We start from the raw sequence: 21,842 nt of genomic DNA on the forward strand, positions 1-21,842 counted from the left end.
TGTGGTGGCAGCGTCGACGCCACTCTGAGACAGTGCGACATGGACTACAGCGACGTCATTGCCACGGCTTTCCTCCCGCGGCCGGCAGGCATCCCCGTTCCTGAAGTCGTCTCGGGGGGCGGCCCAGCCCGGCGGTTGCGTGACGCGTGCGAGCCGGTGGCCATGCACGCCGTGTGGAGCGCCGGCACCAACGCCGCGCTGGCCGCGCACGGACTCGACTTCATGAGCAGCTACGTCGGTGGACGCGCGACCTCGTTGGGCCAGCCGAACGGCGCTGTGGTTGCCAGCGCCTTCGCGTGGTTCGAGCCAACCTTGGTCGCGACGCTGTATGACGCAGCAGCCGCCGCCCTGCCCCACGCCGAGCTGGTCTCGATCCGCGACGAGGCAACCGTCGCGAGCCTGCGCGCCGCGTTGGGTGTCGATGACCCCTCTCAGGAGGCCGACCTGCTGGCGGCGGCCGCAGAGAGCGCCGAGGGCGCCGGCCGGCCTTTGTTCAGCGGCCTGCTCCAGCGTGGTCGACCCAGCGACCCGGTGCACCGGTTGTGGTGGGCCTGCGACCTGGTCCGCGAGCACCGGGGCGACAGCCATGTTGCGGCCGCTAACCGCGCCTGCCTCGGCCCGGTCGAGATGAACGTCCTCACCGAGCTGTGGGTCGGCATGCCACTGTTGTCCTACACCGCCACCCGCGGCTGGTCGCCCGAGGCCATGCAGGCGGCCATCGAGGGGCTCACGGCACGCGGCTGCATCAACGGCGACCAGCTCACCGAGAGCGGGCGGGCGCTGCGAGCCTCGATCGAGGCCGACACCGACGCGCAGGAGCACTCGATCGTCGATGCGCTGGGCGACAGGGTCAACCAGGTGTGCGCACAGCTCGAGCAGTGGTCGACCCGCTGCATCGAGGCCGGCGCGTTCCCGCCCGACATCCTCAAGCGGGCCGCGGGCTGACAGGTCCTAGGCGGGCCCCAACCGTCACCCACCGATCATGTCGATTCCGCCTCGACCCGGGTGCGGGAACTTGTGTCCTCTCGCCGCGCAAGCGGCTGCGTCTCACCGCCGCGTGCTGGCGATGGCACGCCGAGCGCCCCGTGCGCGCAGAAGAGAGCGTCCGGGCTCGGCGGCGGTAGGGGGTGAAGTCACCGTCTGCGTGACTCGGCGAATGCTCTCAGGGGTGGGGATCCCCTCGTAGAGCGGCGGGGGAGCCCTGTGAGCCGTGGCCGGGTACGGTCGCGGGAGGAGGTGTGGCTATGGAGGGCGGGGTCGACGAGCACAAAGCTATCCCGGACGCGAGGCACGAGTTGGTCGCGCTCGAGGACGCGGTGACGCTGCTCACGGTCGTCACACCGGTGCCGTGACCTGTCCAGTTGCCGCTGCGGACGACTCCGAGGACCTACAGCGGCTGACGCGGTGGGAGCATGCCGGCGGGCTCTGGAAGGCCGTCTCGCGGACTCGCGGCCGGGTGACAATCTGCCTGTGTCGGTGCGATGGCGGGGAAGAGGTCGAGCGCTTCACCACCTGCGATCCACTCGTCCTGCAACACCTCGCGGGCCGAGCTCGTTCCGACCAATGACGCACGCGTCCCGGCGACCTCCAGGAGGCCGCGAGGCGCGGTGGCCGCGAATGCGCCGGCAACCGGGGGCCTGGTGCGCGGACGGCGACCGCCGCACCTGCCTCGGCTTCGCCTCCGGCCGCTCGTGACCTTCGGGCTCGGCAGCGCCGGCTTCCCCAGCACCGCCGAGACGTCACACTCAGATCGCCGAGGGGGAGGCCACCGGCATACGGCTCAGGCGTCGCCGCGCTTCTTCCTCGCCTGCTCGGCCTTGCGTCGCAGCTGGTTGTAGGCGCCGGTGATCCCCATCGCCTTCTTGACCTCGGCGACCACTACGCGCACCTCAGCGCGCGTGCGCTCGGTGCCCTCGACGATGATCTCGTCCACGAGACCTGGCTGCGCCTCGTAGGGCGCCCGCCGCTCGCGCATCGGGTCGAGATAGCGGTTGATCGCCTCGGCGAGCGCCCCCTTGACCTCGACGTCGCCGACCCGGCCGGCGCGGTAGCGCGTCTCGAAGTCGTCGACCTGCGCCTGGTCGTCGTTGAAGGCGCGGTGGTAGATGAAGACCGGGTTGCCCTCGACCGTGCCGGGGATGTCGGCGCGCACCCGGTTGGGGTCGGTATACATCCCGGTCACCTTCTTGCGCACGGTGGCCGGGTCGTCGTCGAGCATGATGCCGTTGCCGAGCGACTTGCTCATCTTGGCCTGGCCGTCGGTGCCGATCAGGGTGGTGATCTCGGAGACCACGAGCTCGGGGATGGGGAAGACGTCGCCATACAGGTGGTTGAAGCGGCGGGCGATCTCACGCGTCACCTCGACATGGGCGTGGTTGTCCTTGCCGACGGGCACGACGTTGCCCTTCACGCAGAGGATGTCGGCCGCCTGCAGCACGGGGTAGCCGAGCAGGCCGTAGGGCATCTCGTCCTTGCCCGCCGCGCGGGCCATGTCCTTGAGGCTCGGCACCCGCTCGAGCCGCGGCACCGTCACGAGGTTCTGGAAGAGCGTGTTGAGCTCCATCACCTCGGGCACGGCCGACTGCAGGTAGAAGGTCGCCTGGGCCGGGTCGATGCCCGCGGCGAGCTGGTCGAGCACCATGTCCCGGGCGTTCTTGCTCACCTGGTCGATGTCGGCCCGGGTGTTCTTGGTGGTCAGCATGTGCAGGTCGGCGATGATGAAGAACGCGTCGTACTCGCTCTGCAGCCGGATCCGGTTCTCGATGCTGCCGACGTAGTGGCCGAGGTGCAGCTTGCCCGTCGGGCGGTCGCCGGTCAGCATCCGCTTGCGCGGCGCCGACTCCCGGGTGCGGGGTGCCTCCTGCGCGGTGGGGGCGGCGGTGACGTCGCTGGTCACGTCGGTCCTCTCGGTGGTGGTCGTCGCGGTGGCTCTCATGACGTGCTCCGTCGGGGTCGGGCCCCGGAGGGGGACCCTGCGCAGACACGCAGAAGCCGCCCTCGCGGGGCGGCTTCGTGGTCGTGCTCGTGGGTAGGCCGCCCGTCAGGGCGGCCACCAGCTCCTGGTCGCGGGGGGCCGCGTCGGGAGGCAGGTCGTGGTCACGTCCGCGATGCTACTCCACCCTGCGGGCCGGTCCGGCGGGCCCATCCGGCGGGCCCGCCCCCGGCCGGGATCTGAGCAGAACGGCGAAAACATGGCCGAAGAGCCACGGAGACCCACGAACGGATGGCGGCCACCGCAACGGACACCACACGGCCACGGCCAGGAGGGACCATGACGGTGGGGCCGCTGACACAGCGCGGAGCGGGACGTCGTACCTCCCCATCCGGACGCGTCCGGGTCGAGCTGCCCCCACCGGCTCCCCGGACGCATCCGGGCCCCATCGGGGCCCAGCCGGCCCCCATCGACCTCAGCGGCCGCGTCAGACCGTCACCAGACGGCTGGGGTCGACGCTCGTCGGGTCGGGCACCCCTGACCAGACCGGGTTGGTGAAGGCGATGATCGTGCCCGCGCCGTCGCGGGCCACGACCCGGTGGTAGCGGTCACCACCGGGCACGACGACGGAGACCGTCCCCGTACCGGTCGGCGGGGCCTGCACGCCGGTGGTCGTGGTGGTGCGCGCGGTGAGGTCGTAGCCACCGGTCACGGTGGTCAGCCCGCTCACCACCTCGAGCGTGGTCCCGATCGGCAGACCGGCGGTGTAGATCGTCAGCTCGCCCGGTCGCTGCACGCTCGTCGACGGGACCGACCCCATCGGTCGTCCGTCGAGGGTGACGGCGAGGTCACCCACACAGGACAGCAGCGTCACGGTCGCCCGCCCGCTGCGCAGCGCGGCGAGGTCGGAGGACTGCGTGCGGCTCCCCCACAGGTGCGTGAGGAAGGTGTCGGCCCAGGTCTTGCCGCCGTGGTCGTCGCTGACGCCGTTGGCGGTGAAGACCAAGCCGCGATTCCACAGCAGGTCACCGAGCAGCAGGTGGTCGTCGAGCGACATCCCCCCTCGCTCGACGTAGCCGAGCTCGAGCACGTCGGCGCCGTAGACACGGCTCCTGGCGAGGCTGGCGACGATGTTGAGGAAGCGGGCGTCGGTGCGCGGCTTCGGCACCGTCCCGAAGGGGTGGTTGTAGCTGGCGATGCCCGGCCCGGTGTGGATCCGGGCGACTGCGGCCGCGAGCCCGGGCTCGGGGAGGTTGGTCGCGTCCGGCCCGAGCCAGCCGATGTGGTGGTCACCCGCCCCGGAGACCTCGATCCCGTGCCGTCGGGTGACCCGGCTGGTGGCGAACACCTGGTCGTAGACCGAGACGAGGGCACTGAGCGCATCCACCCCCGTCACCAGGCGGGGCAGGCCGATCCGCGGCACTCGCACGCGCACCGCTCCCTGCTCGGCCGTGACCTGCAGGGTCAGGCCGGTGATCGAGTTGTCAGCCGCAGGGAGCTCGCCGCCGAACAGCGCCTCGATGTCGTCGAGGGGGGTGAGCGTCACCTCGAGGCTGTCGCCCGCCGCGACCCGACGGTAGACGTGACCGACCGTGGGCGTGGCCCGCACGCGTCCGTCGGCGTGGGTGCCGAAGCGGTAGACGAGGAAGATCTGGTTGCCGCCGTGCACGCTGAGGGAGACGACCAGCTCGACGTAGCCGGTGCCCGACAGCTTCTCGACCTGCAGGGGCAGCACCACCTCGCGGCCGACCACGAAGCCCTCGAGGACGTTCTGCACGGTGGTGGCGTCCACCCCCACGGTCGCCGCGCCGGACGAGGCCACCTCGAGGAACAACGAGGTCGAACCCCCCGTGGTGCTCACCCCGGCTCGCGACACGGAGGCCTTGCCGAGCCGCACCGGCTTCCAGTCCCAGCCCAGCGAGGTCAGGCTGGTGAAGACGTACTCCCGCGGGCTGCGCTCGTCCGGCAGGGCGAAGAGCCGCCAGTCGTGCTCGGTCATCCACAGGTAGTCGCACGCCGCCTGCTCGGCGAGCCCCACCTGCGCCGAGACGGAGCCGCTCTTCTCGGAGCCGACGGAGTGGACGTGCATCGCGTGACGACTGCTGCGTGCGCCGTCCGGCAGGGTGAGCCCGCGCCGGCCGGCCGGTGCACTCGCCGCTTCGGCCGGGCGGGTGGTCCCCCTCGCGAGCACGGCGAGAGCCGCGGCGACGGACCCGACGCGCAGCACGGTGCGGCGGGAGAAGGGGTCGCTGACCGTCGCAGCCAGCTGCGCCTCACGGTGCAGGCCCAGTGCCCCCAGGTCGATGGTCGGCTGGCAGGTCTCGTCGTCGCACACGTCACGAGTATGCCGACTGCTCAGCCCCCGTGGGCACCGAGCGGGGCAGCCAGCACGGGGCGGGGCGACGAGGGTGGATGACGGTGGGGTCAGCGCCGGACGGGGACCGCCTCAGGGCGTCCCGCCGTGCCGGGCCGCGACCGTCACCACCCGGATCTCGGCCTCCCGCACTGCGCTGCGGGCGTGCTCGTCGAAGTCGGGCGCGCACGACATGAAGAGCGTGTGGCCGTCGTCGCCGCCGAGCATGCAGGCGAAGACCCCCGTGCCCGGCACGACCTCGTCGAGGATCTCGCCGCCCTCACGCACCCGGATCACCCGGCCGTGCACGGCGTCGGCGACCCACAGGCAGCCCTCGTCGTCGAGACCGCAGCCGTCGGGCGCGACGACGAGGTGCGGCAGCGCCTCGGCGATGTCCCGACTGCTCGGGATCTCACCGAACTGCGCCCAGACCCGCCGGTTGACGAGCGAGCCGTCGACCCCGATGTCGAACGCGGTGATGCGGTTGCCGAAGGTCTCGTCGACCAGCAGCGTCCCGTCCGGGGTGATGACCGACCCGTTGGGGAACCACAGGTCGTCAGCGACCTGGGTCACCGTGCCGTCCGGGTCGACCCGCAGCAGGCCGGTCGGGGCGATGTCGGCCCCGGCCATCAGGTCGAAGCCGAAGCTGCCGACGAAGGCGCGACCCCGGTCGTCGACGACCATGTCGTTGGGGTGCCCGGTGACGAAGGGCGCGAGGTCGGCGTGCTCGACCATGCTGCCGTCCGCCTCGCGCACCAGCAGCTTCGCGTCGCGCATCGACACCACGAGCAGCCGGCCGTCGGGCAGCCACCCGATCCCCGACGGCTGGTTCGGCACCTGCGCCTCCACCCGCCGGTCGCTGCCGTCGGCGGCCGCCGAGTAGACGGCATACGTGTAGAAGTCGGCGAACCAGAGCCTCCCCTCGTGCCAGCGCGGGCACTCGGTGTAGGAGAGGTCGGTCAGGATCGTGCGGACGTCGTCGGCCATACCCCGACCGTATGCCGTAGGACAGCCCTGCGGATAGCCGGGCCCGGGCGAGCCGCCGTCACACCGTGACGAGCCTGCTCCCACCGACGGCGGCCAGGCTCGGCAGCCCCGACCACACCGGGTTGGTGAACTGGCGGATCGAGCCCTTGCTGTCGAGCACGGCCGCCCGGTAGAACGCGTTGCCACCGCTGACTGTCATCCGCGCGACCCCGCCGACCACGGCCGAGGCGGGGATGGTGGTCACCGTCAGCGCGGCCGACGTGCGCTTGCGGCCGAGCACCTGGATGTCGCCGCGGACGACCTGGATCGACGCGGTGCCCGGCAGGTCGGTGACGGTGATCGCCAGCTCGGCGGGCCCGGGCTGCTGCGTCGAGGGGACCGACCCCATCGGGCGGCCGTCGAGGGTCAGCCACAGGTCGCTCCCCCAGCCCACCCGGCTCACCGTGACCCGGCCCGAGCGCAGCGCGTCGAGCTCGCCGGTCTGCGTGCCGTCGCCCCACAGCTGGGTCAGGAAGGTCTCCTTCCAGGTGTTGCCGTTGTGGTCGTCGCTCACGCCGTTGGCGGTGATGACCAGGCCGTCGCACCACAGCAGGTCACCGAGGGCCAGGTGGTCCTCCGTGGTCATCCCCCCGCGCTGGTCGTAGCCGAGCTCGATGACGTCCGCGCCGTAGGCCGCCACCGGCCCGATCGCCTTGTAGGCCTTGAGGATCTTGGCGGGGTCGCGCACCCCTGTGGAGGTGGAGACGCCGTAGGGGTGGTTGAAGCTCGCGATGCTCCCGCCGGCGCGGATCTGCGCGACCGCGGCCTCGAGGCTGTTGGTGGTCTCGGTGAAGGGCAGGTTGGTGGCGTCGTCGCCGTACCACCCGAGGTGGTGCTTGTCGGTGCCCGAGACCTCGACGCCGAGTCGCCGGCCGAGGGTGGGGTGGGCGAGCATGACCTGGTCGTACATCGAGACGACGGCGTCGAAGGCGGCCTGGCCCGTGACCGTGCGGGGCAGGTCGAGGCGCGGCAGCCGGACGCCGACCGACCCGCCTGACGAGGTGACCTGCAGCTGGATCGCGAGGATCGAGTTGTCCTCGGGCACGCACACGTCCGAGAAGAAGTAGCGGATGTCGTCGAGCGGGGTCACCGGCGCAGCGATCGTGTCGCCGACACCGACCGGGACGTAGACGTAGCCGGTCACGGCGTTCTGCTTCACGCGCTTGGCGGGGGTGGCGCCGTAGCGGTAGACCAGCCGCAGCGGGCGGGTGCCCTGGTTGCTCAGCTGGAGCACGACCTCGAACCACGCGGCGCCCGACAGGGTGGTCACCGTGGCGGGCGCGAGCACCTGCCGACCGATCACCGAGCCCTCGAAGAGGTGCGTCGCGGTCGTCGCCTTGACGCCCGTGCTCGCCGTTCCGGTGCTCGCCACCTCGAGCGCGAGCGCCGAGCCACCGGCATACGGCGTCACCTCGGCGCGCGAGCTGCTCGCCGAGCCGGAGCCCACCGGCTTCCAGCGCCAGCCGCCGGAGACCAGCGAGGTGAAGGTGTATCCGCGCGAGACCCGCGCGTCGCCGGGGACGGCGAACATCCGCCAGTCGTGCTCGGTGGCCCAGATCCAGTCGCACCCGGCAGAGTCGGCGAGGGAGGCCTGGTTGGAGAACGAGCCGGGGCCCTCCGACGCCGACGAGTGCACGTGCATCGCGTGCCGCCAGCTGCGGGTGCCGTCGGGCAGCACGAGACCACCACCGGCGGCGGGCGTCGACGCGGTGGTGGCGGCCGCCGCGCGGGGCAGGGCGCGGGAGCCGAACCACGCGAGCGCCGCGGCGGCCGAGCCGGCGCCCAGGAGCTGGCGCCGCGAGAAGGGGCCACCGACCGACCGGGCGGCCGAGATCTCGGCATCGCTCAGGCCGAGCGTCAGCAGGTCGATGTCAGGGCAGTCGTCGTGGTCGCACACGCCTCCCATGATGCGGGGCGGAGGCGACCGCGACCGGTGCTTTGCGAGGAATCCGCCCCCGGACGCACGCGCCCCGGTGACGGACGGTCCACACGGCGCGATCCGTGCCGGGATTGACCCATAATCGGAGGGCCGCCGCCATCGAGGGTGACCGGCCCGTGACGGCCTGCCGTCACCCATCAGAGAGAAGGTCACGGTGGTTGCTGCCACACGTCGGGTCAACCTCCTAGCGGCCGTGGCCGTGCTCGCCCTCGTGGTCGGTGGAGTGACCGGCCCGGCATCAGCGTCGGTCGCCGCGTCGGTGACGACCACGCCGGCGGTCTCGGCGGTCTCTGCGGGCGCGCCCGGGACCGACAGCGCCGGCACCTACGTGCCCATCACGCCCTACCGGCTGCTCGACACGCGCCGGGCCACCGGCACCAACGGCACGGCCCCGGTCGGCGGCGGTGCCTCCGTCGTCGTGACCGCGGCCGCACGCACCGCCGACCTGCCCGCGTCGGGCATCGGGGCGCTGGCCGTGACCGTCACCGTGACGCAGAGCAGCGCCGCGGGCTACCTCACCGCATACGCCGACGGTGCGGGCAACCCCGGCACGAGCAACCTCAGCTGGGATGCGGGTCAGACCGTCGGCAACGGCGCGGTGGTGCCGGTCTCGCTCGACGGCCGCTTCGTCGTGCGCAACGGCTCGACCGGGGCCACCCACGTCGTCGTCGACGTCACGGGCTACTACCGCAGCGGCAAGCCGAGCGTCGCGGGCGCCTTCTCGCCGACGACAGCGACCCGGGTCCTCGACACCCGACGTTTCGTCGGGGTGCCCAGCGCGAGTCCCCTCGCCAACCTGGCCTCGGTGCACGTGCCCGTGGGGACGCGGGGCCAGGCCGCGGCCGGAGCGCGAGCGGTCGTGCTCAACCTGACCGTCACCGCGCCCAGCAGAGGCGGCTACGTCACCGTCGGTGGCCCGCTGGCGCTGCCGTACGGCGGCTCGGCCCTCAACTGGCGCACGGGCCAGACGGTCGCCAACCTCGTGCTCGCCCCCGTCGACCCCGACGGCACGGTCGCCCTGCAGGTGACGGTGCCCGGCGGCACGGCGCACCTGGTCGCCGACCTCGTCGGCTTCATGACCGACGGACCCCTCGCGCAGGCCGGGGCGACGAGCACGCGGGACCGGCCCTACCGTCTGGTCGACACCCGTCTCGGCGCAGGACCGCTCGCGGGTCTCGCGACCCTCGCCGTCCCCTCCGGCCTGCCCACCCAGCCCCTGCTGCCGGGGGACATCAGTGCCGTGGTGGTCGACGTCACCGTGACCGCGCCGACCGCGGCCGGCTACCTCACTGCCTGGGCCAGCGGCACCGCAGACCCCCACACCTCGGCGATCAACTGGCTCGCCGGCCAGACCGTCTCGGCCGCGGTCATCGTGCCGGTCGGCGCCGACGGCACGATCTCGCTCCGCAACGGCTCGGGCGGCTCGACCCACGTCGTGGTCGACCTCGAGGGGATCGTGCTGGGCGCCACGATCGTGGACGCGCCCGGATGGTCGTCGGAGCAGGTGCCCGGATCAGACCTCGGGGCCGGGCCGAGCTCCGGCGTCGTCGACGTCTCCTGCGCCGACGGCCCCACGTGCGCCGTGCTCAGCACCTCCCAGGGGGGCAACGGCGTGCTCTCGACGCAGGTGCGCCGGTGGGACGGGACGACCTGGGGCCCCACCGTGGCCCTCACTCCTCAGCCCGACCCCGGTGGCGCCACCGCCTGCTCGGACAGCGGGCTCTGTGTCGCGACCGTGGCCGTCGGCACGACCTCGGAGGTCGCCAGCAGCGGGGCCGACGGTGCGTGGGTCGTCGAGGCGCCCCCCGTGGATGCGGAGGGCCGCATCCCCGACGTGACGGCCGTGGCGTGCGCTCCCGGGGGCACCACCTGCGTGGCGAGCGGCAGCGCCCACGCGACCGGCTCGTCGACCGCCCACCCCTACGTCGCGCAGCGGGGGCCCGGCGGGTGGCAGTCGCTCCCCGTGACCACCGCGGGGCCCGGCTCGCTCGGCGACGTCGACTGCGCCTCCGATTCCTCGTGCGTGGCCGTCGGGTCGACGACCGACGCTTCGGTGGGCACCAGCCTGGTGGCCACCTGGGACGGCACGGTCTGGACGACGCAGACGCTGTCGGTCCCCGGCTCGACGGGCGCGACCAGTGCCGTGCGGGTGGCTGCCGGGGGCGAGGGCGACTACACGCTCACCGGCACCCTCGCGGGCAGCCCTGGCACCGGAACCACCCGCTACACCGCGGTCCGCTCGGGTGGCACCTGGAGCGCCACGACCGTCTCCGAGGCGGGCTTCACCGGTGGTGAGCTGGCGTGCCAGCGCCTCGGCACCGGCTGCTGGGCCAGCGCCACCGCCGCTCAGTCGCTGGGAGCCGTGCCCGGTGGCGGTCCCGTCACGTTCGCGACCACCCACGCACCGCGGCCGGGCGTCCTCGGCTCGCTGGCCTGCCCGAGGGACTGGTGCACCGGCGCTGCCCCGATGCTGTCGGGTGTGGTGGACGACCGCGGGGTCGTCCTCGACCTGACGGCCGGCGCGTGGACCGTCGGCGCCGCACCGACACCCCCCGACTACGTCGAGGGCGGGGGCGGGGCCGCCCAGGTCGGGTGCTGGTCGGGCGGGTGCCTGCTCGTGAGCCCGTATGCCGTCCGCTCCGGCGGTCGGGCGCTCTCAGCCGACGTGCTGCTGCGCAGTCCCTGCGTCGTCACGTGCGTCGCTGCCCCGGGCGCCGCGTGGGTGCCGCAGGTGAGGTAGGCCCCTGACCTTGCGTTCCAAACTAGGGAAACCCGTTGTTCGGGATGCGGCCGACCCTCAGAACCACGGGTTTCCCTGGTCCGGAACGCGGTGGGACGCCTGGCTCGGCCCGCACACACGACGACGCCCCACCCGGTGACCGGGTGGGGCGTCGTGCGTCGTGCTGCTCGTGGTGCAGGCGTCAGGCGCCGACGACCTCGAGGTTGACGGTCGCGGAGACCTCCGCGTGGAGGCGGACCGTGGCCTGGTAGGTGCCGGTCGTCTTGACGTGACCGAGCACCTCGATCTTGCGCTTGTCGAGCTCGGGACCGCCGCCGGCCTTGACCGCGGCGGCGACGTCGCCACCACTGACGGCGCCGAAGAGGCGACCACCGGTGCCGGCCTTGGCCGTCACCGTGACCGGCTTGGCCTCGAGGCGGCCCTTGAGCTGCTTCGCGGCGTCGAGGTCGTGGATCGCGCGGGTCGAGCGCGCCTTGATGATGGCGTCGACCTGCTTCTGACCACCCTTGGTCCACGGCGTGGCGAAGCCGCGGGGCATGAGGTAGTTGCGGGCGTAGCCGTCCTTGACGTCGATGACGTCACCGGCGGCACCGAGGCCGGAGACCTCGTGGGTGAGGATGAGCTTCATGGTGTGTCCTTATCTCTGCTCGGGTCTCAGCGAGCTGAGCTCGAGTAGGGCAGCAGGGCCATCTCACGGGCGTTCTTGACGGCCGTGGCGATGAGGCGCTGCTCCTGGACAGAGACACCCGTGACGCGGCGCGCCCGGATCTTGCCCCGGTCGGAGATGAACTTGCGCAGCAGCGCGGTGTCCTTGTAGTCGATGTTCTCGACCTTGGCGGCCTTGAGGGGGTTCGCCTTCTTCTTGGGCTTACGCACAACGGGCTTGGCCATCGTGGTGCTCTCCTTCGTGTCGTGAGAGCCCGGGGGGGTGCCCCGGGATGGGGTGGTGCTGGTCTTGCAGGAGGCCGTGCAGCGCCTGCCTCACGGCAGGTCACCTCAGGCGTGAGGGAAAAGCAGGATCAACGGCGACCGTCGATCAGAAGGGGGGCTCGTCATAGCTCGGCGCGCCGCCACCCCAGCCGCCCTGGCCACCCTCGCGAGGGCTGCCCTGACCGCCAGCGGGAGCCGGCTGTGCCCCACCGCCCCAGCTGCCACCCTGGGGGCTTCCGCCACCAGAGCCTGAGCTCGGACCGGTGGCCCAGGGGTCTTCGGCCGGGCTGCCGTTGCCGCCACCGGAGCCTCCGCTCCAGCCGCCACCACCGCCGCCACCGCCTTGACCACCGAAGCCTCCGCCGCCGCCACCGCCACTGCGCTGGGTCTTGGTGACCTTCGCCGAGGCGTAGCGCAGCGAGGGGCCGATCTCGTCGACCTCCATCTCGACCACGGTGCGCTTCTCGCCTTCCTTGGTCTCGTAGGAGCGTGACTTCAGTCGGCCGGAGACGATGACGCGGGTGCCCCGCTGGATCGACTCGGCGACGTTCTCGGCAGCGTCACGCCAGACGGAGCAGCGCATGAACAGCGTCTCGCCGTCCTTCCACTCGTTGCTCTGGCGATCGAACGCGCGTGGCGTGGAGGCCACGGTGAAGTTCGCGACGGCTGCCCCGGACGGCGTGAAACGCAGCTCGGGGTCGCCGGTGATGTTGCCGATGACCGTGATGACGGTGTCGCCTGCCATGGATCCTTATCCGCTCGTGAAGGTGGCTCGCTCAGGCGCCGGGGCGCAGGAGCTTGGTGCGAAGAACCGACTCGTTGAGCCCGAGCTGGCGGTCCAGCTCCTGGGCCGTGGCGGGCTCGGCCGACATGGAGACGACGGCGTAGATGCCCTCGGCCTTCTTCTTGATCTCGTAGGCGAGACGACGGCGGCCCCAGATGTCGATGTTGTCGACGGTGCCCCCGTCCTTCGTCACGACGGCGAGGAACTTGTCCAGGGACGGGGCGACGGTGCGCTCGTCCAGCTCGGGGTCGAGGATGACCATGAGTTCGTACTGACGCATGCGGTGACCCACCTCCTTCGGTCTTGGCGGTCACGGTCTCTCCGTGACAGGAGGGTTGCTGTTGCGTAGCCCGCCGTGACCCAGAGCCTGCCACGCAGAGGCGACAGGCGACTCTCGTCATCCACAGGTGACGCGAGTGGAGGGCGAGCAAGGCACGGCGAACCGGCCCAGACTACCGGGGCCGGGCTCCGGCCCGAAATCCGTCAGCCGACCCGGACGATGAGCTGGTCCCGGGCCCCGCGCAGCGGACCGGCCAGCTCGTCGGGCTCCAGCTGGAGGGCCGACTGCTCGTCGGCCGCCTGGAGGGCGGCCAGCAGCCCGGGGTCGAGGCTCGAGCCCTGCTGCTCCGCCGACCGACGCAGGCCGTCGGCCTCCTCGCGCAGGTCGGGCCAGCGGCTGCGCGAGATCCGCCAGGTGCGGTTGACCAGCCACAGCATCCCGGTCAGGCGCAGGCCGAGGAAGAAGGCGTACCACCCTGCCGGCAGGCCGCGGTCGGGGACCGAGATGGCGGCGACGTAGAGCCACACCGCGACGAAGTGCAGGGTCTCGGCCCCGGCCCACACGAGGTGGTCGCGCCAGGCGAGGCCCACGAGGGCGACGAGCGGCACCAGCCACAGCGAGCTCTGCACCGGCACCGACTTGCCGGTGACCAGCACGATGGTCACCATCACGAGGCTGACCTCGGCCACGGTGGGCCGCCGCGGCGCAGCGAGCGCGAGCAGCGCCCCGGTGACCAGCGCGGCCACCCACCCCAGCACCGCGAAGGTGGTCACCGCGCCGGGGGGAAGGGGATAGCCCGCGAGCTGCGGCAGCACCCAGAGCGAGCCGAACCCGGCGCCCGCACCGGCCCAGCCCCGGTAGGCGGCCAGCGCGGCCGCGGGGTTGAGCACGAGCAGGCCGCCGACCACGACGACCACGGTCGCGAGCACCGCCCCGGCGCTCTGGAGCCACGGCCGCAGGCGGCCCGCCCGGAGGCTGACCAGGAGCATGGCGAGCAGGATCAGCACCGGGTAGGTGCGGGCTGAGACCGCGAGCCCCAGCAGCACCCCGGCGAGCACCAGTCGGCTGCGCCCCCACGCCCACAGGCCCCCGGCCACGAGGGCGACACCGAGCACGTCGGGAGCCACCACCACGGTGAGCACCACGACCGGGGACAGCGCCAGGTGGGCCGCCCGCAGGGGGAAGCGCGGCACCGACATGGCGGTCCACCAGACGCTGACCGCGATGAGCACGGCCGCGAGCGCTGCCCACAGGCCGAAGTACCACAGCATCCGCTGGGCGCTGGTGCCGTCGGGGACCAGCTGAGCCAGGCCCGACATCACGAGCGCGGTCAGCGGTGGCTGCCCCACCGACGGCGCCCCGGACCCGCCCGTGAGGAACGGACCCAGCCCCACGCTGAGCCCGCTGTCCTTGTAGGTCGCGGGCAGGTCGGAGAAGCACAGGTGCCAGAACTGGTCGGGCGTCGACCAGCCCGAGCCGAGGCAGTGGGCCCGCTCCACCACGGCCAGCCCCATCGGCAGCGCGGCGGCTGCGGCGAGGAGGGCAGCGGTCTGGCGGACGCCGTGGACGAGTGGCGCGGCATACCGGCCGATGGGTCCGCCGACGACCTCGGAGGCCGCGTGGACGACGGGATCCTGCTCCGAGGGGCGCGTCACCAGGTCGGGGCTCGGGGGGCGCGTGGGCACGTCGGCAGCCTAGCCGCGGTCAGGGCTACCCACCGGGTGCGGCCGGAAGGTCGGCGGCACCCGGTCCCGTGCTCGTCGTCGCGGTCGACGGCGTGGGCTTGGGCGTGGGCTTGGGCGTGGGCGGGCTGGTGCGGGTCCGGGTCTGCGTCGTCGTCGTGGACGACGGCGGAGCCGGGGGCGGGCTCGACGTCGTGGTCGTCGGCGGCGGGGTGGAGGTCGTCGGCGGCGGCGTCGAGCTCGTGACCGGTGGCGGGGTGAAGGTCTGGGTCGGCGCCACCGCGATCTTGTCGTCTCCGATGCCGGCGCGGGCCGGGAAGCCCTGCACCGGGAGGTTCTGGGTGGCGACCCGCATGAAGTCGAGCCAGATCGACAGGGGAACCGAGTTGCCGTTGAGCGCGAGGCCGCTGTTGAGTCCCGGGATGCCGGAGAGGGAGTCCTGCTTGCCGCCGACGTCCCGGTACATGCCGACCGAGACCGAGAGCTGCGGCACCACGCCGGTCCACCAGGCCGACTTGCGGCTGTCGGTGGTGCCGGTCTTCCCCGCCACCGGGCGTCCGAGGGACGAGGCGCGCTCACCGGTGCCCCCGGGCTCGGTGACGGCCTGCATGGCGTCGAGGGTGTCGGCCGCGACCTCGGCCGAGAAGGCCTGGACCGTCGGCTTGGGGGCGGTGTAGTCGACCTCGAGGATGGGCGACGTGGCCCGGGCCACGATGTGGGGGGTGGCGCGCTTGCCGGCCGCCGCGATCGTCGCGTAGGCGTTGGCGACGTCGAGGACGTGCGGTGCCGCGACCCCGAGCACGTCGGACGGGACCGGGACCAGACCGACGGTCTTCAGGGGAATGCCGGCGGCGACGGCGGCGTCCAGCGTCTTCTGTGGCCCGATCTGCTCGTTGAGCCGCATGTAGACCGTGTTGATCGACTTGGCCAGGCCGTAGCGCAGGGTGACCCGGGGGAACGACTCGTTGAACTCGTTGGGCACCGTCTCGGTGGTGCCGGGCACCGCGTACGGGGTGGAGCCCGAGAAGCGGGTCTTGGTGCTGATGCCCTGCTCGAGAGCGGCGATCAGGCCGAACGGCTTGAACGTCGACCCGCCCAGCAGGTTCGCCTGCGTCGCGGAGTTGAGCGGGCGCTTGCTGTAGTCGGAGCCGCCGTACATCGCCACGATCGAGCCGTCGCCGGGGCGGACGGCAGCCAGACCGGCACTCACGCCCTTCTCGGTCGCCGAGGCGGGGATCTCACCGGCGACCGCCGCGACCGCCGCAGCCTGCGCGGCCTTGTTGATCGTCGTCGTCACCCGCAGCCCACCGCGGTCGATGTCGTCGACGCTGAGGTCGAGCACTGACGTGAGCTCGTCGCGGGCCGTGGCCACGAGGTAGCCGTTGGTGCCCGAGAGCGCCTTGCGCGTGGGCGGCGCGACGGTCTTGGGGACACCGGTGATCTTGGCGCGGTCGGCGGCCGAGAGCCAGCCCTGCGACACCATCCCGTCGAGCACGTAGGTGACGCGGTCGGAGAGCCGTTGCTGCTGCTTCGTGCCGAGGGCCGGGTCGTAGAGCGACGGGGCGTTGAGCACCGAGGCGAGGACGGCACCCTCGGCCACGGTCAGCTTGCTCGGGTCCTTGCCGAAGTAGGCCTTCGCCGCGGTCTTGATGCCGTAGGCACCGCGCCCGAAGTAGATGGTGTTGAGGTAGTCCTCGAGGATCTGGTCCTTCGAGGTCGTGCGGTCGATCTTGACCGCGATGATGATCTCCCTGCCCTTGCGGGTCAGGGTCTTGTCCTGGGTGAGGAAGTAGTTCTTGACGTACTGCTGGGTGATGGTCGAGCCCCCGCTCTGCGCCTCGCGGCCCCGGACGGCGTCCCACACCGCGCGGCCGATGCCGGTGATCGAGATACCGGGGTTGGAGTAGAAGGACCGGTCCTCGGCCGCCAGCACCGCGTGCTGCACCGTCACCGGCACGTCCTTCAGCGCCACGCTCTCGCGGTTGCCGTCGGCGGCGCTGATCCGCGCCAGCTCGGTCTTGCCGTCGTCGTAGTAGAGGATCGACGCCTGCGCGTTGGCCAGCTGGTTGGGCTGCGGGATGTCGACACGGGAGTAGGCGACCGCGACGGCGACGCAGGCCACGGCGAACAGGCTGAGAGAGGCGAAGAGCGGCCAGCGCAGCCAGCGCCAGACCCGCCGACGGCGTGACATCGGGGCGGCCGCGGGGCGGCGGGAGGCCGGGGTCTCGGGCTTCTTGGCGGATTTCGGGCTGCTCACGGTCCTGCTTTCGTCGGTGCGCTCGGGCCGGTGCGCGACCGGGGATGAGAGCGGGCGCTGACGGGGAGACCGGCGATACGTGCCCGTCAAGTATGCGACGGGCTACACGAGCGGCTGAAATCTGTGATTTCTCTCCGAGCCGGCAGGGCGCCCCGCGCGCCGGAGCGTGCCAGACTGCGGGGTCCACACACGGGCGGCCTCCCCGGGCGCACCCGTCCCCGGAGCCGACCAGAGGGAGCTCCCCCATTGCCCACCTCCTGTGATCGCTGCGGTGCCCCGGTCGGGGCGGGAGAGCAGCGCTGCGGCACCTGTGGGTGGCAGGCGCCCGTGCCGCTGACCCCCGCCGAGCGGGGTGCACTCGACGACGACGACCCGACTCCGCGCGCGACGCGGGTCGTGCCGGCCGACGGCGCCGGATGGACCCCGGGGCCGACCGAGTCGCTCGCCGTCCCGGCCCCGGTGACGGGCCCGGTGCCAGGCCCCGCGACAGGCCCGCTGGGCGCGGGCGTGCTCGACGACCCGGCGGCATACGGGCGCTGGCGGCTGCAGGGCGACCCCGAGCTGGCGCAGTGGCGCGAGGAGCCCGAGCCCAGCGAGGCGCCGATCCGGCGCACCTTCGGGGCCGTCGACGACGAGGGCCCGAGCCCCTCGCGGATCGCGGTGCGGGTGCTGGCCGGGCTCGTCGCGGCCACCGTCGTGGTGCTGGTCGGCCTCGCCGTCCTCGTCTTCGGGGTGCTGCGCAAGCCGGGCGACACGGCGCCCGCCGCTTCCGCCAGCCGGCCCTCCACCGCCGCGGTGGCCACCCCACCGCCGGGGGCCGGCGCCGCGAGCGCGACACCCGGGACGGCCACGACCTCGGCGAAACCGACGGCGACCTCGTCGCCCACGACGACCGCCTACCCGCCCGTGTCCCTGGCCGGCAGTCCCTGTGGGGCCAGCGGGACCGGCGCGTGGAGCCGGACCGCGGCCGGCACCAGCCAGACCAGCTGTCCCTTCGCGCTGGCGGTGCAGCGGGCCTTCGTCGCCGGCTCGCCCCGGCCCGGCCAGCCGCGCACCGTCTCGGCGACCAGCCCGGTGACCGGCAAGGCCTATCCGATGGCGTGCACCGGCGACCAGCCCGTCACCTGCACGGGCGGCAACGGCGCCGTCGTCTACCTCTACGGCGGGGCCGCCACCTTCCGCTGATGACGCCGGGGGTGGCTCGATGTATCGCGCAGATACATCTTTGTGTATGGTGACCTGACAAACCTCGACTTTGTCAGGTCACCTACCGCAGAAGGAAGCCATGGCCCGCACCGCCCGCCGTGCCGACCTCCTCGACTTCGCGGTCCTCGGGCTGCTGCACGAGTCGCCGATGCACGGCTACGAGCTGCGCAAGCGGCTCAACACCGCCCTCGGCGCCTTCCGGGCTCTGTCCTACGGCTCGCTGTACCCCTGCCTGCGTGAGCTGCTCGCCACCGGCTGGGTGGCCGAGGCCGCGCAGCAGCCGGGGGTGGCGGGCAGCCGCCGCGCCCGGATCGTCTACGAGCTGACCGCCGCCGGAAAGGAGCACTTCGCCTCGGTCGCCCACGACGCCGGGCCGAGCGCCTGGGAGGACGACGGCTTCGACGTGCACTTCGCCTTCTTCGCCCGCACGACCGCCGAGGTGCGGCTGCGGATCCTCGAGGGACGGCGCTCGCGGCTCGAGGAGCGCCTGGCCACCATCCGCGAGACCTCCGCCCGCAACCGCGAGCGGGCCGACGCCTACACGGCCGCCCTCCAGCGGCACGGCGAGGAGTCGGCCGAGCGCGAGGTCCGCTGGCTCGAGGAGCTCATCCACGCCGAGCGCGCCGTCCCGCCCTCCACCTGAAGCCATCCACACCAGCACGACCAGCCAGCCCCGCGGCCTCCCGCCGGGGACACCACACACAAGGAGTACCCATGGGATCCATTCGTGTCGCCATCGTCGGCGTCGGCAACTGCGCCAGCTCGCTGGTCCAGGGAGTCGAGTACTACAAGGACGCCGACCCCAGCGCGGTCGTGCCCGGCCTGATGCACGTGAAGTTCGGTGACTACCACGTCAGTGACGTCGAGTTCGTCGCCGCGTTCGACGTCGACGCCAAGAAGGTCGGCTTCGACCTCTCCGAGGCGATCGTCGCCAGCGAGAACAACACCATCAAGATCGCCGACGTGCCCCCGACCGGTGTCATGGTCCAGCGCGGCGTCACCAACGACGGCCTCGGCAAGTACTACCGCGAGACCATCGAGGAGTCCGACGCCGAGCCGGTCGACATCGTCGCCGCGCTCAAGGCCGCCCAGGTCGACGTGCTCGTCTCCTACCTGCCGGTGGGCTCCGAGGTCGCCGACAAGTACTACGCCCAGTGCGCCATCGACGCCGGCGTGGCCTTCGTCAACGCCCTGCCCGTCTTCATCGCCAGCGACCCCGTGTGGGCGGCGAAGTTCGAGGCGGCCGGCGTGCCGATCATCGGCGACGACATCAAGAGCCAGGTCGGCGCGACCATCACCCACCGCGTGATGGCCAAGCTCTTCGAGGACCGCGGCGTCACGCTCGACCGCACCTACCAGCTCAACGTCGGCGGCAACATGGACTTCAAGAACATGCTGGAGCGCGACCGCCTCGAGAGCAAGAAGCTGTCGAAGACGCAGGCCGTCACGAGCAACCTCACCGGCCCCCTCGCCGGCCTGAAGAGCGACCGCAACGTGCACATCGGCCCGAGCGACTACGTCGCGTGGCTCGACGACCGCAAGTGGGCCTACGTGCGCCTCGAGGGTCGCGCGTTCGGCGACGTGCCCCTCAACCTCGAGTACAAGCTCGAGGTCTGGGACTCCCCCAACTCGGCCGGCATCATCATCGACGCCATCCGGGCGGCCAAGATCGCCAAGGACCGCGGCATCGGCGGCGCCCTGCTCTCCGCCTCGTCCTACCTGATGAAGTCGCCGCCCGTGCAGCGCGAGGACACCGAGGGCCGGGCCAGGCTCGAGGCATACATCGCGGGCACCGAGGAGCGCTGACCCTCCGGGTCCCCACGCACCACCCCGCACGACCACGGATGCCGCGCACCCCACCCCGGGTGCGCGGCATCCGTGCGCACGGGGGTTGGGCGGGCACCACACCGCCGGCTCGGTGTATCGGTGACAGTCGCGCCCGAGGTCGGCCCGGCTGCTGTGAGCAGCGAGTCCCTCTGCTTCCAGCGCCAGCCGCAGCCTCTCGTCACCCAGGTCGACACGGGCCCACGGCCCGTGGGCCATCGCGGCACTGAGGTGCGACAGGACCCCGGTCAGGCGGTGGGCGACCTTCCGGTGCTGGCCGGACACCACGTGCTGCAGCTGGCCTCGGGTCGCACAGCCACCGAGCCGGGTGAGCTCGGTGACGACGCGGTCGTGGGCCATCGCCCCAGCCTGCCGGGACGCGCGCTCCCCTGCCGGTTGTCCACAGGGGTGGGCGGACAGTCAAACAGGCAGAAGCGAGCAGGAAGTCCACGTCAGACGGGTATGAAGCGCCCTGAGGGTCTCCTCCGCCTGTTTGACCGTCCGCCTCTCACGGCGCGTCGGCCATCCCCGGCCCGAGCACCGCCCCGACACCACGGCGGGCGCCGCGCACCGACTGTCGCAGTAGGCCGGTCGCCGCGTCGCGGGCCGACTCCCCCGACCACGACATCCGCGCGGCCACCAGACCGGCGACGAGGGGGGTGGCGAAGGAGGTGCCGCTCCAGCTCGCGAGGCCCGTGTCGAACGTGGCCGTCTCGCCCGGCTGGGGGCGGGGAGGGTCTGCCGGCCACTCATAGGTGTAGTCCCCGTCGGGATAGGCGGTGACGACGTCGGAACCGCGCGCCCACACGTCGACCCACGAGCCGAAGTTGGAGTAGCGGGCGCGTGACCCGTCGGCATCGAGCGCCCCCACCGACACCGACCACGGGAAGGCCGCGGGCCAGAAGGGCCCCCGGTTGCCGTCGTTGCCCGCCGCGCACACGAGCACCGTGCCCTTCACATGCCGCAGCCACCTCTCCCAGAAGACCTCCATCGACATCAGCGGGTGCCCGTGACGAGTCGTCGCCCCAGCCGACATGCTGATGATGTCGGGCATCGACTCGAGCGAGCGCTTGAGGGCGGGCACGAGGTCGGACTCGAGGATGCCGCCACCGACCCAGAGGAAGCCCTCGACGTCGACCTGGGCCGCGGGGGCCATCGACCGCACGACCCCGGCGATGAAGGTGCCGTGCCCGCGGTAGCGACCCACCGCGCCCTGCTGCTCCTCGTCGCCGGTGACCCCGGCGAGCCAGGGGGTCTTGGCGGCCACGTCGGCGATCAGCCCGGTGTCGACGACGACGACCCGCACCCCCTCGCCGAGGCGCTCGTCCGTCGTGGGCCCGGGGTCGAGCGGCGCCGTCGCTGGCACGGGCACCGGCTCCGTGGCCGGGCACGAGCTCGCCTTGGGGCAGACGTGCACGACGTGGTCGGGGGTGGCGACGCCTTCGCCGAGCACCCGGTCGATCCCGTCGAGTGCCCGCAGCGTGTCGGTGCCGGCCGGGAGCTCGACCCGCGTCAGCCCCGCCGACCCGGCGGCCCGCCCGCGCCCACGCTCGGGTGTGCGCCGGTCGTCCTGACCGGTGCCCTTGGGCGGGACGTCGCCCTCGAGCCCCAGCAGGCGCCGCACCCGCTCGACGTCGCGGTCACGCACCAGCACCACCCCGCGGGCGTAGAAGTAGTCCGCCTCGTCGGGGCGGTCGTCGTCCGGGCCGATCCCGATCGACACACCGACCGCGGCGAAGGCCCCGACGAGCTCCTTCGCCTGGATCGCGCGCAGCTGCCTGGCCATATCGCCGTCGGGGTCCCACGGCGGCTGGTCACCCGGTGGGACGTCGCGGCTGCCACCATGAGTCGACATCAACCAAACCTCCTGCGCAGTGGGGTGTGACATT

General features: G+C 72.5%; 16 protein-coding genes. 5 read left to right on the top strand and 11 right to left on the bottom strand.

Annotation, left to right across the window (positions count from 1 at the left end):
- Positions 1-39: 39 nt before the first annotated feature.
- Positions 40-945 carry a hypothetical protein gene (locus V3N99_11235; protein ID MEO3937318.1) on the top strand — a complete coding sequence of 302 codons (906 nt, stop codon included), beginning with the start codon at positions 40-42 and terminating at the stop codon, positions 943-945.
- A gap of 835 nt (positions 946-1,780) precedes the next feature.
- On the opposite strand, the gene trpS is transcribed toward V3N99_11235, so the two are convergent.
- From trpS to V3N99_11255, 4 genes are all read right to left on the bottom strand, one after another.
- A complete protein-coding gene (gene trpS / locus V3N99_11240) occupies positions 1,781-2,935 on the bottom strand; it encodes a tryptophan--tRNA ligase (protein ID MEO3937319.1) in 1,155 nt (384 codons plus the stop codon).
- Between the two features lie 484 nt (positions 2,936-3,419).
- Positions 3,420-5,267 (bottom strand): hypothetical protein, encoded by a 1,848-nt coding sequence (locus V3N99_11245; protein MEO3937320.1) that lies wholly within the window; start codon positions 5,265-5,267, stop codon positions 3,420-3,422.
- 111 nt (positions 5,268-5,378) lie between these two features.
- Positions 5,379-6,272, bottom strand: a complete 894-nt coding sequence (locus tag V3N99_11250) for an SMP-30/gluconolactonase/LRE family protein (GenBank protein MEO3937321.1) — start codon at positions 6,270-6,272, stop codon at positions 5,379-5,381.
- A gap of 58 nt (positions 6,273-6,330) precedes the next feature.
- Complete coding sequence (locus V3N99_11255; protein MEO3937322.1) at positions 6,331-8,208, bottom strand: hypothetical protein; 1,878 nt, start codon at positions 8,206-8,208, stop codon at positions 6,331-6,333.
- Between the two features lie 196 nt (positions 8,209-8,404).
- On the opposite strand from V3N99_11255, the gene V3N99_11260 reads away from it, so the two are divergent.
- Positions 8,405-10,990: a hypothetical protein gene (locus V3N99_11260; GenBank protein MEO3937323.1), complete on the top strand. Its 2,586-nt coding sequence runs from the start codon at positions 8,405-8,407 to the stop codon at positions 10,988-10,990.
- A gap of 181 nt (positions 10,991-11,171) precedes the next feature.
- Here V3N99_11260 and rplI read toward each other — a convergent pair whose 3' ends face one another.
- The 6 genes from rplI to V3N99_11290 form a co-directional block, all read right to left on the bottom strand.
- Positions 11,172-11,618: a 50S ribosomal protein L9 gene (gene rplI / locus V3N99_11265; protein MEO3937324.1), complete on the bottom strand. Its 447-nt coding sequence runs from the start codon at positions 11,616-11,618 to the stop codon at positions 11,172-11,174.
- A 26-nt stretch (positions 11,619-11,644) separates the two neighbouring features.
- Complete coding sequence (gene rpsR / locus V3N99_11270; GenBank protein MEO3937325.1) at positions 11,645-11,881, bottom strand: 30S ribosomal protein S18; 237 nt, start codon at positions 11,879-11,881, stop codon at positions 11,645-11,647.
- Positions 11,882-12,026: 145 nt separating this feature from the next.
- Positions 12,027-12,665 carry a single-stranded DNA-binding protein gene (locus tag V3N99_11275; GenBank protein MEO3937326.1) on the bottom strand — a complete coding sequence of 213 codons (639 nt, stop codon included), beginning with the start codon at positions 12,663-12,665 and terminating at the stop codon, positions 12,027-12,029.
- Between the two features lie 31 nt (positions 12,666-12,696).
- Positions 12,697-12,984, bottom strand: coding sequence for a 30S ribosomal protein S6 (gene rpsF, locus V3N99_11280; protein ID MEO3937327.1), 288 nt, complete (start codon positions 12,982-12,984; stop codon positions 12,697-12,699).
- Positions 12,985-13,187: 203 nt separating this feature from the next.
- On the bottom strand, positions 13,188-14,669 hold the full coding sequence (locus V3N99_11285) for a hypothetical protein (protein ID MEO3937328.1): 1,482 nt from the start codon (positions 14,667-14,669) through the stop codon (positions 13,188-13,190).
- A gap of 25 nt (positions 14,670-14,694) precedes the next feature.
- Positions 14,695-16,923: a transglycosylase domain-containing protein gene (locus V3N99_11290; protein MEO3937329.1), complete on the bottom strand. Its 2,229-nt coding sequence runs from the start codon at positions 16,921-16,923 to the stop codon at positions 14,695-14,697.
- Positions 16,924-17,250: 327 nt separating this feature from the next.
- Between V3N99_11290 and V3N99_11295 the strand changes: the two genes are divergently transcribed.
- From V3N99_11295 to V3N99_11305, 3 genes are all read left to right on the top strand, one after another.
- Positions 17,251-18,108 carry a hypothetical protein gene (locus tag V3N99_11295; GenBank protein MEO3937330.1) on the top strand — a complete coding sequence of 286 codons (858 nt, stop codon included), beginning with the start codon at positions 17,251-17,253 and terminating at the stop codon, positions 18,106-18,108.
- Between the two features lie 100 nt (positions 18,109-18,208).
- Complete coding sequence (locus V3N99_11300) at positions 18,209-18,772, top strand: PadR family transcriptional regulator (GenBank protein ID MEO3937331.1); 564 nt, start codon at positions 18,209-18,211, stop codon at positions 18,770-18,772.
- 71 nt (positions 18,773-18,843) lie between these two features.
- Positions 18,844-19,935, top strand: coding sequence for an inositol-3-phosphate synthase (locus V3N99_11305; protein ID MEO3937332.1), 1,092 nt, complete (start codon positions 18,844-18,846; stop codon positions 19,933-19,935).
- Positions 19,936-20,461: 526 nt separating this feature from the next.
- On the opposite strand, the gene V3N99_11310 is transcribed toward V3N99_11305, so the two are convergent.
- Positions 20,462-21,808 (bottom strand): S8/S53 family peptidase, encoded by a 1,347-nt coding sequence (locus V3N99_11310; GenBank protein ID MEO3937333.1) that lies wholly within the window; start codon positions 21,806-21,808, stop codon positions 20,462-20,464.
- Between the last annotated feature and the right edge of the window lie 34 nt (positions 21,809-21,842).

This window comes from Dermatophilaceae bacterium Soc4.6 (assembly GCA_039889245.1).
In the GTDB taxonomy this organism is placed as follows: Bacteria; Actinomycetota; Actinomycetes; order Actinomycetales; family Dermatophilaceae; genus Lapillicoccus.

Excerpts from the sequence above, each read along its gene's own strand:
- V3N99_11275 (MEO3937326.1), bottom strand. The coding sequence starts at position 12,665 with ATGGCAGGCGACACCGTCATCACGGTCATCGGCAACATCACCGGCGAC.
- trpS (MEO3937319.1), bottom strand. The coding sequence starts at position 2,935 with ATGAGAGCCACCGCGACGACCACCACCGAGAGGACCGACGTGACCAGC.
- V3N99_11250 (MEO3937321.1), bottom strand. The coding sequence starts at position 6,272 with ATGGCCGACGACGTCCGCACGATCCTGACCGACCTCTCCTACACCGAG.
- rpsR (MEO3937325.1), bottom strand. The coding sequence starts at position 11,881 with ATGGCCAAGCCCGTTGTGCGTAAGCCCAAGAAGAAGGCGAACCCCCTC.
- V3N99_11310 (MEO3937333.1), bottom strand. The coding sequence starts at position 21,808 with ATGTCGACTCATGGTGGCAGCCGCGACGTCCCACCGGGTGACCAGCCG.
- V3N99_11300 (MEO3937331.1), top strand. The coding sequence starts at position 18,209 with ATGGCCCGCACCGCCCGCCGTGCCGACCTCCTCGACTTCGCGGTCCTC.
- V3N99_11305 (MEO3937332.1), top strand. The coding sequence starts at position 18,844 with ATGGGATCCATTCGTGTCGCCATCGTCGGCGTCGGCAACTGCGCCAGC.
- V3N99_11235 (MEO3937318.1), top strand. The coding sequence starts at position 40 with ATGGACTACAGCGACGTCATTGCCACGGCTTTCCTCCCGCGGCCGGCA.
- rplI (MEO3937324.1), bottom strand. The coding sequence starts at position 11,618 with ATGAAGCTCATCCTCACCCACGAGGTCTCCGGCCTCGGTGCCGCCGGT.
- rpsF (MEO3937327.1), bottom strand. The coding sequence starts at position 12,984 with ATGCGTCAGTACGAACTCATGGTCATCCTCGACCCCGAGCTGGACGAG.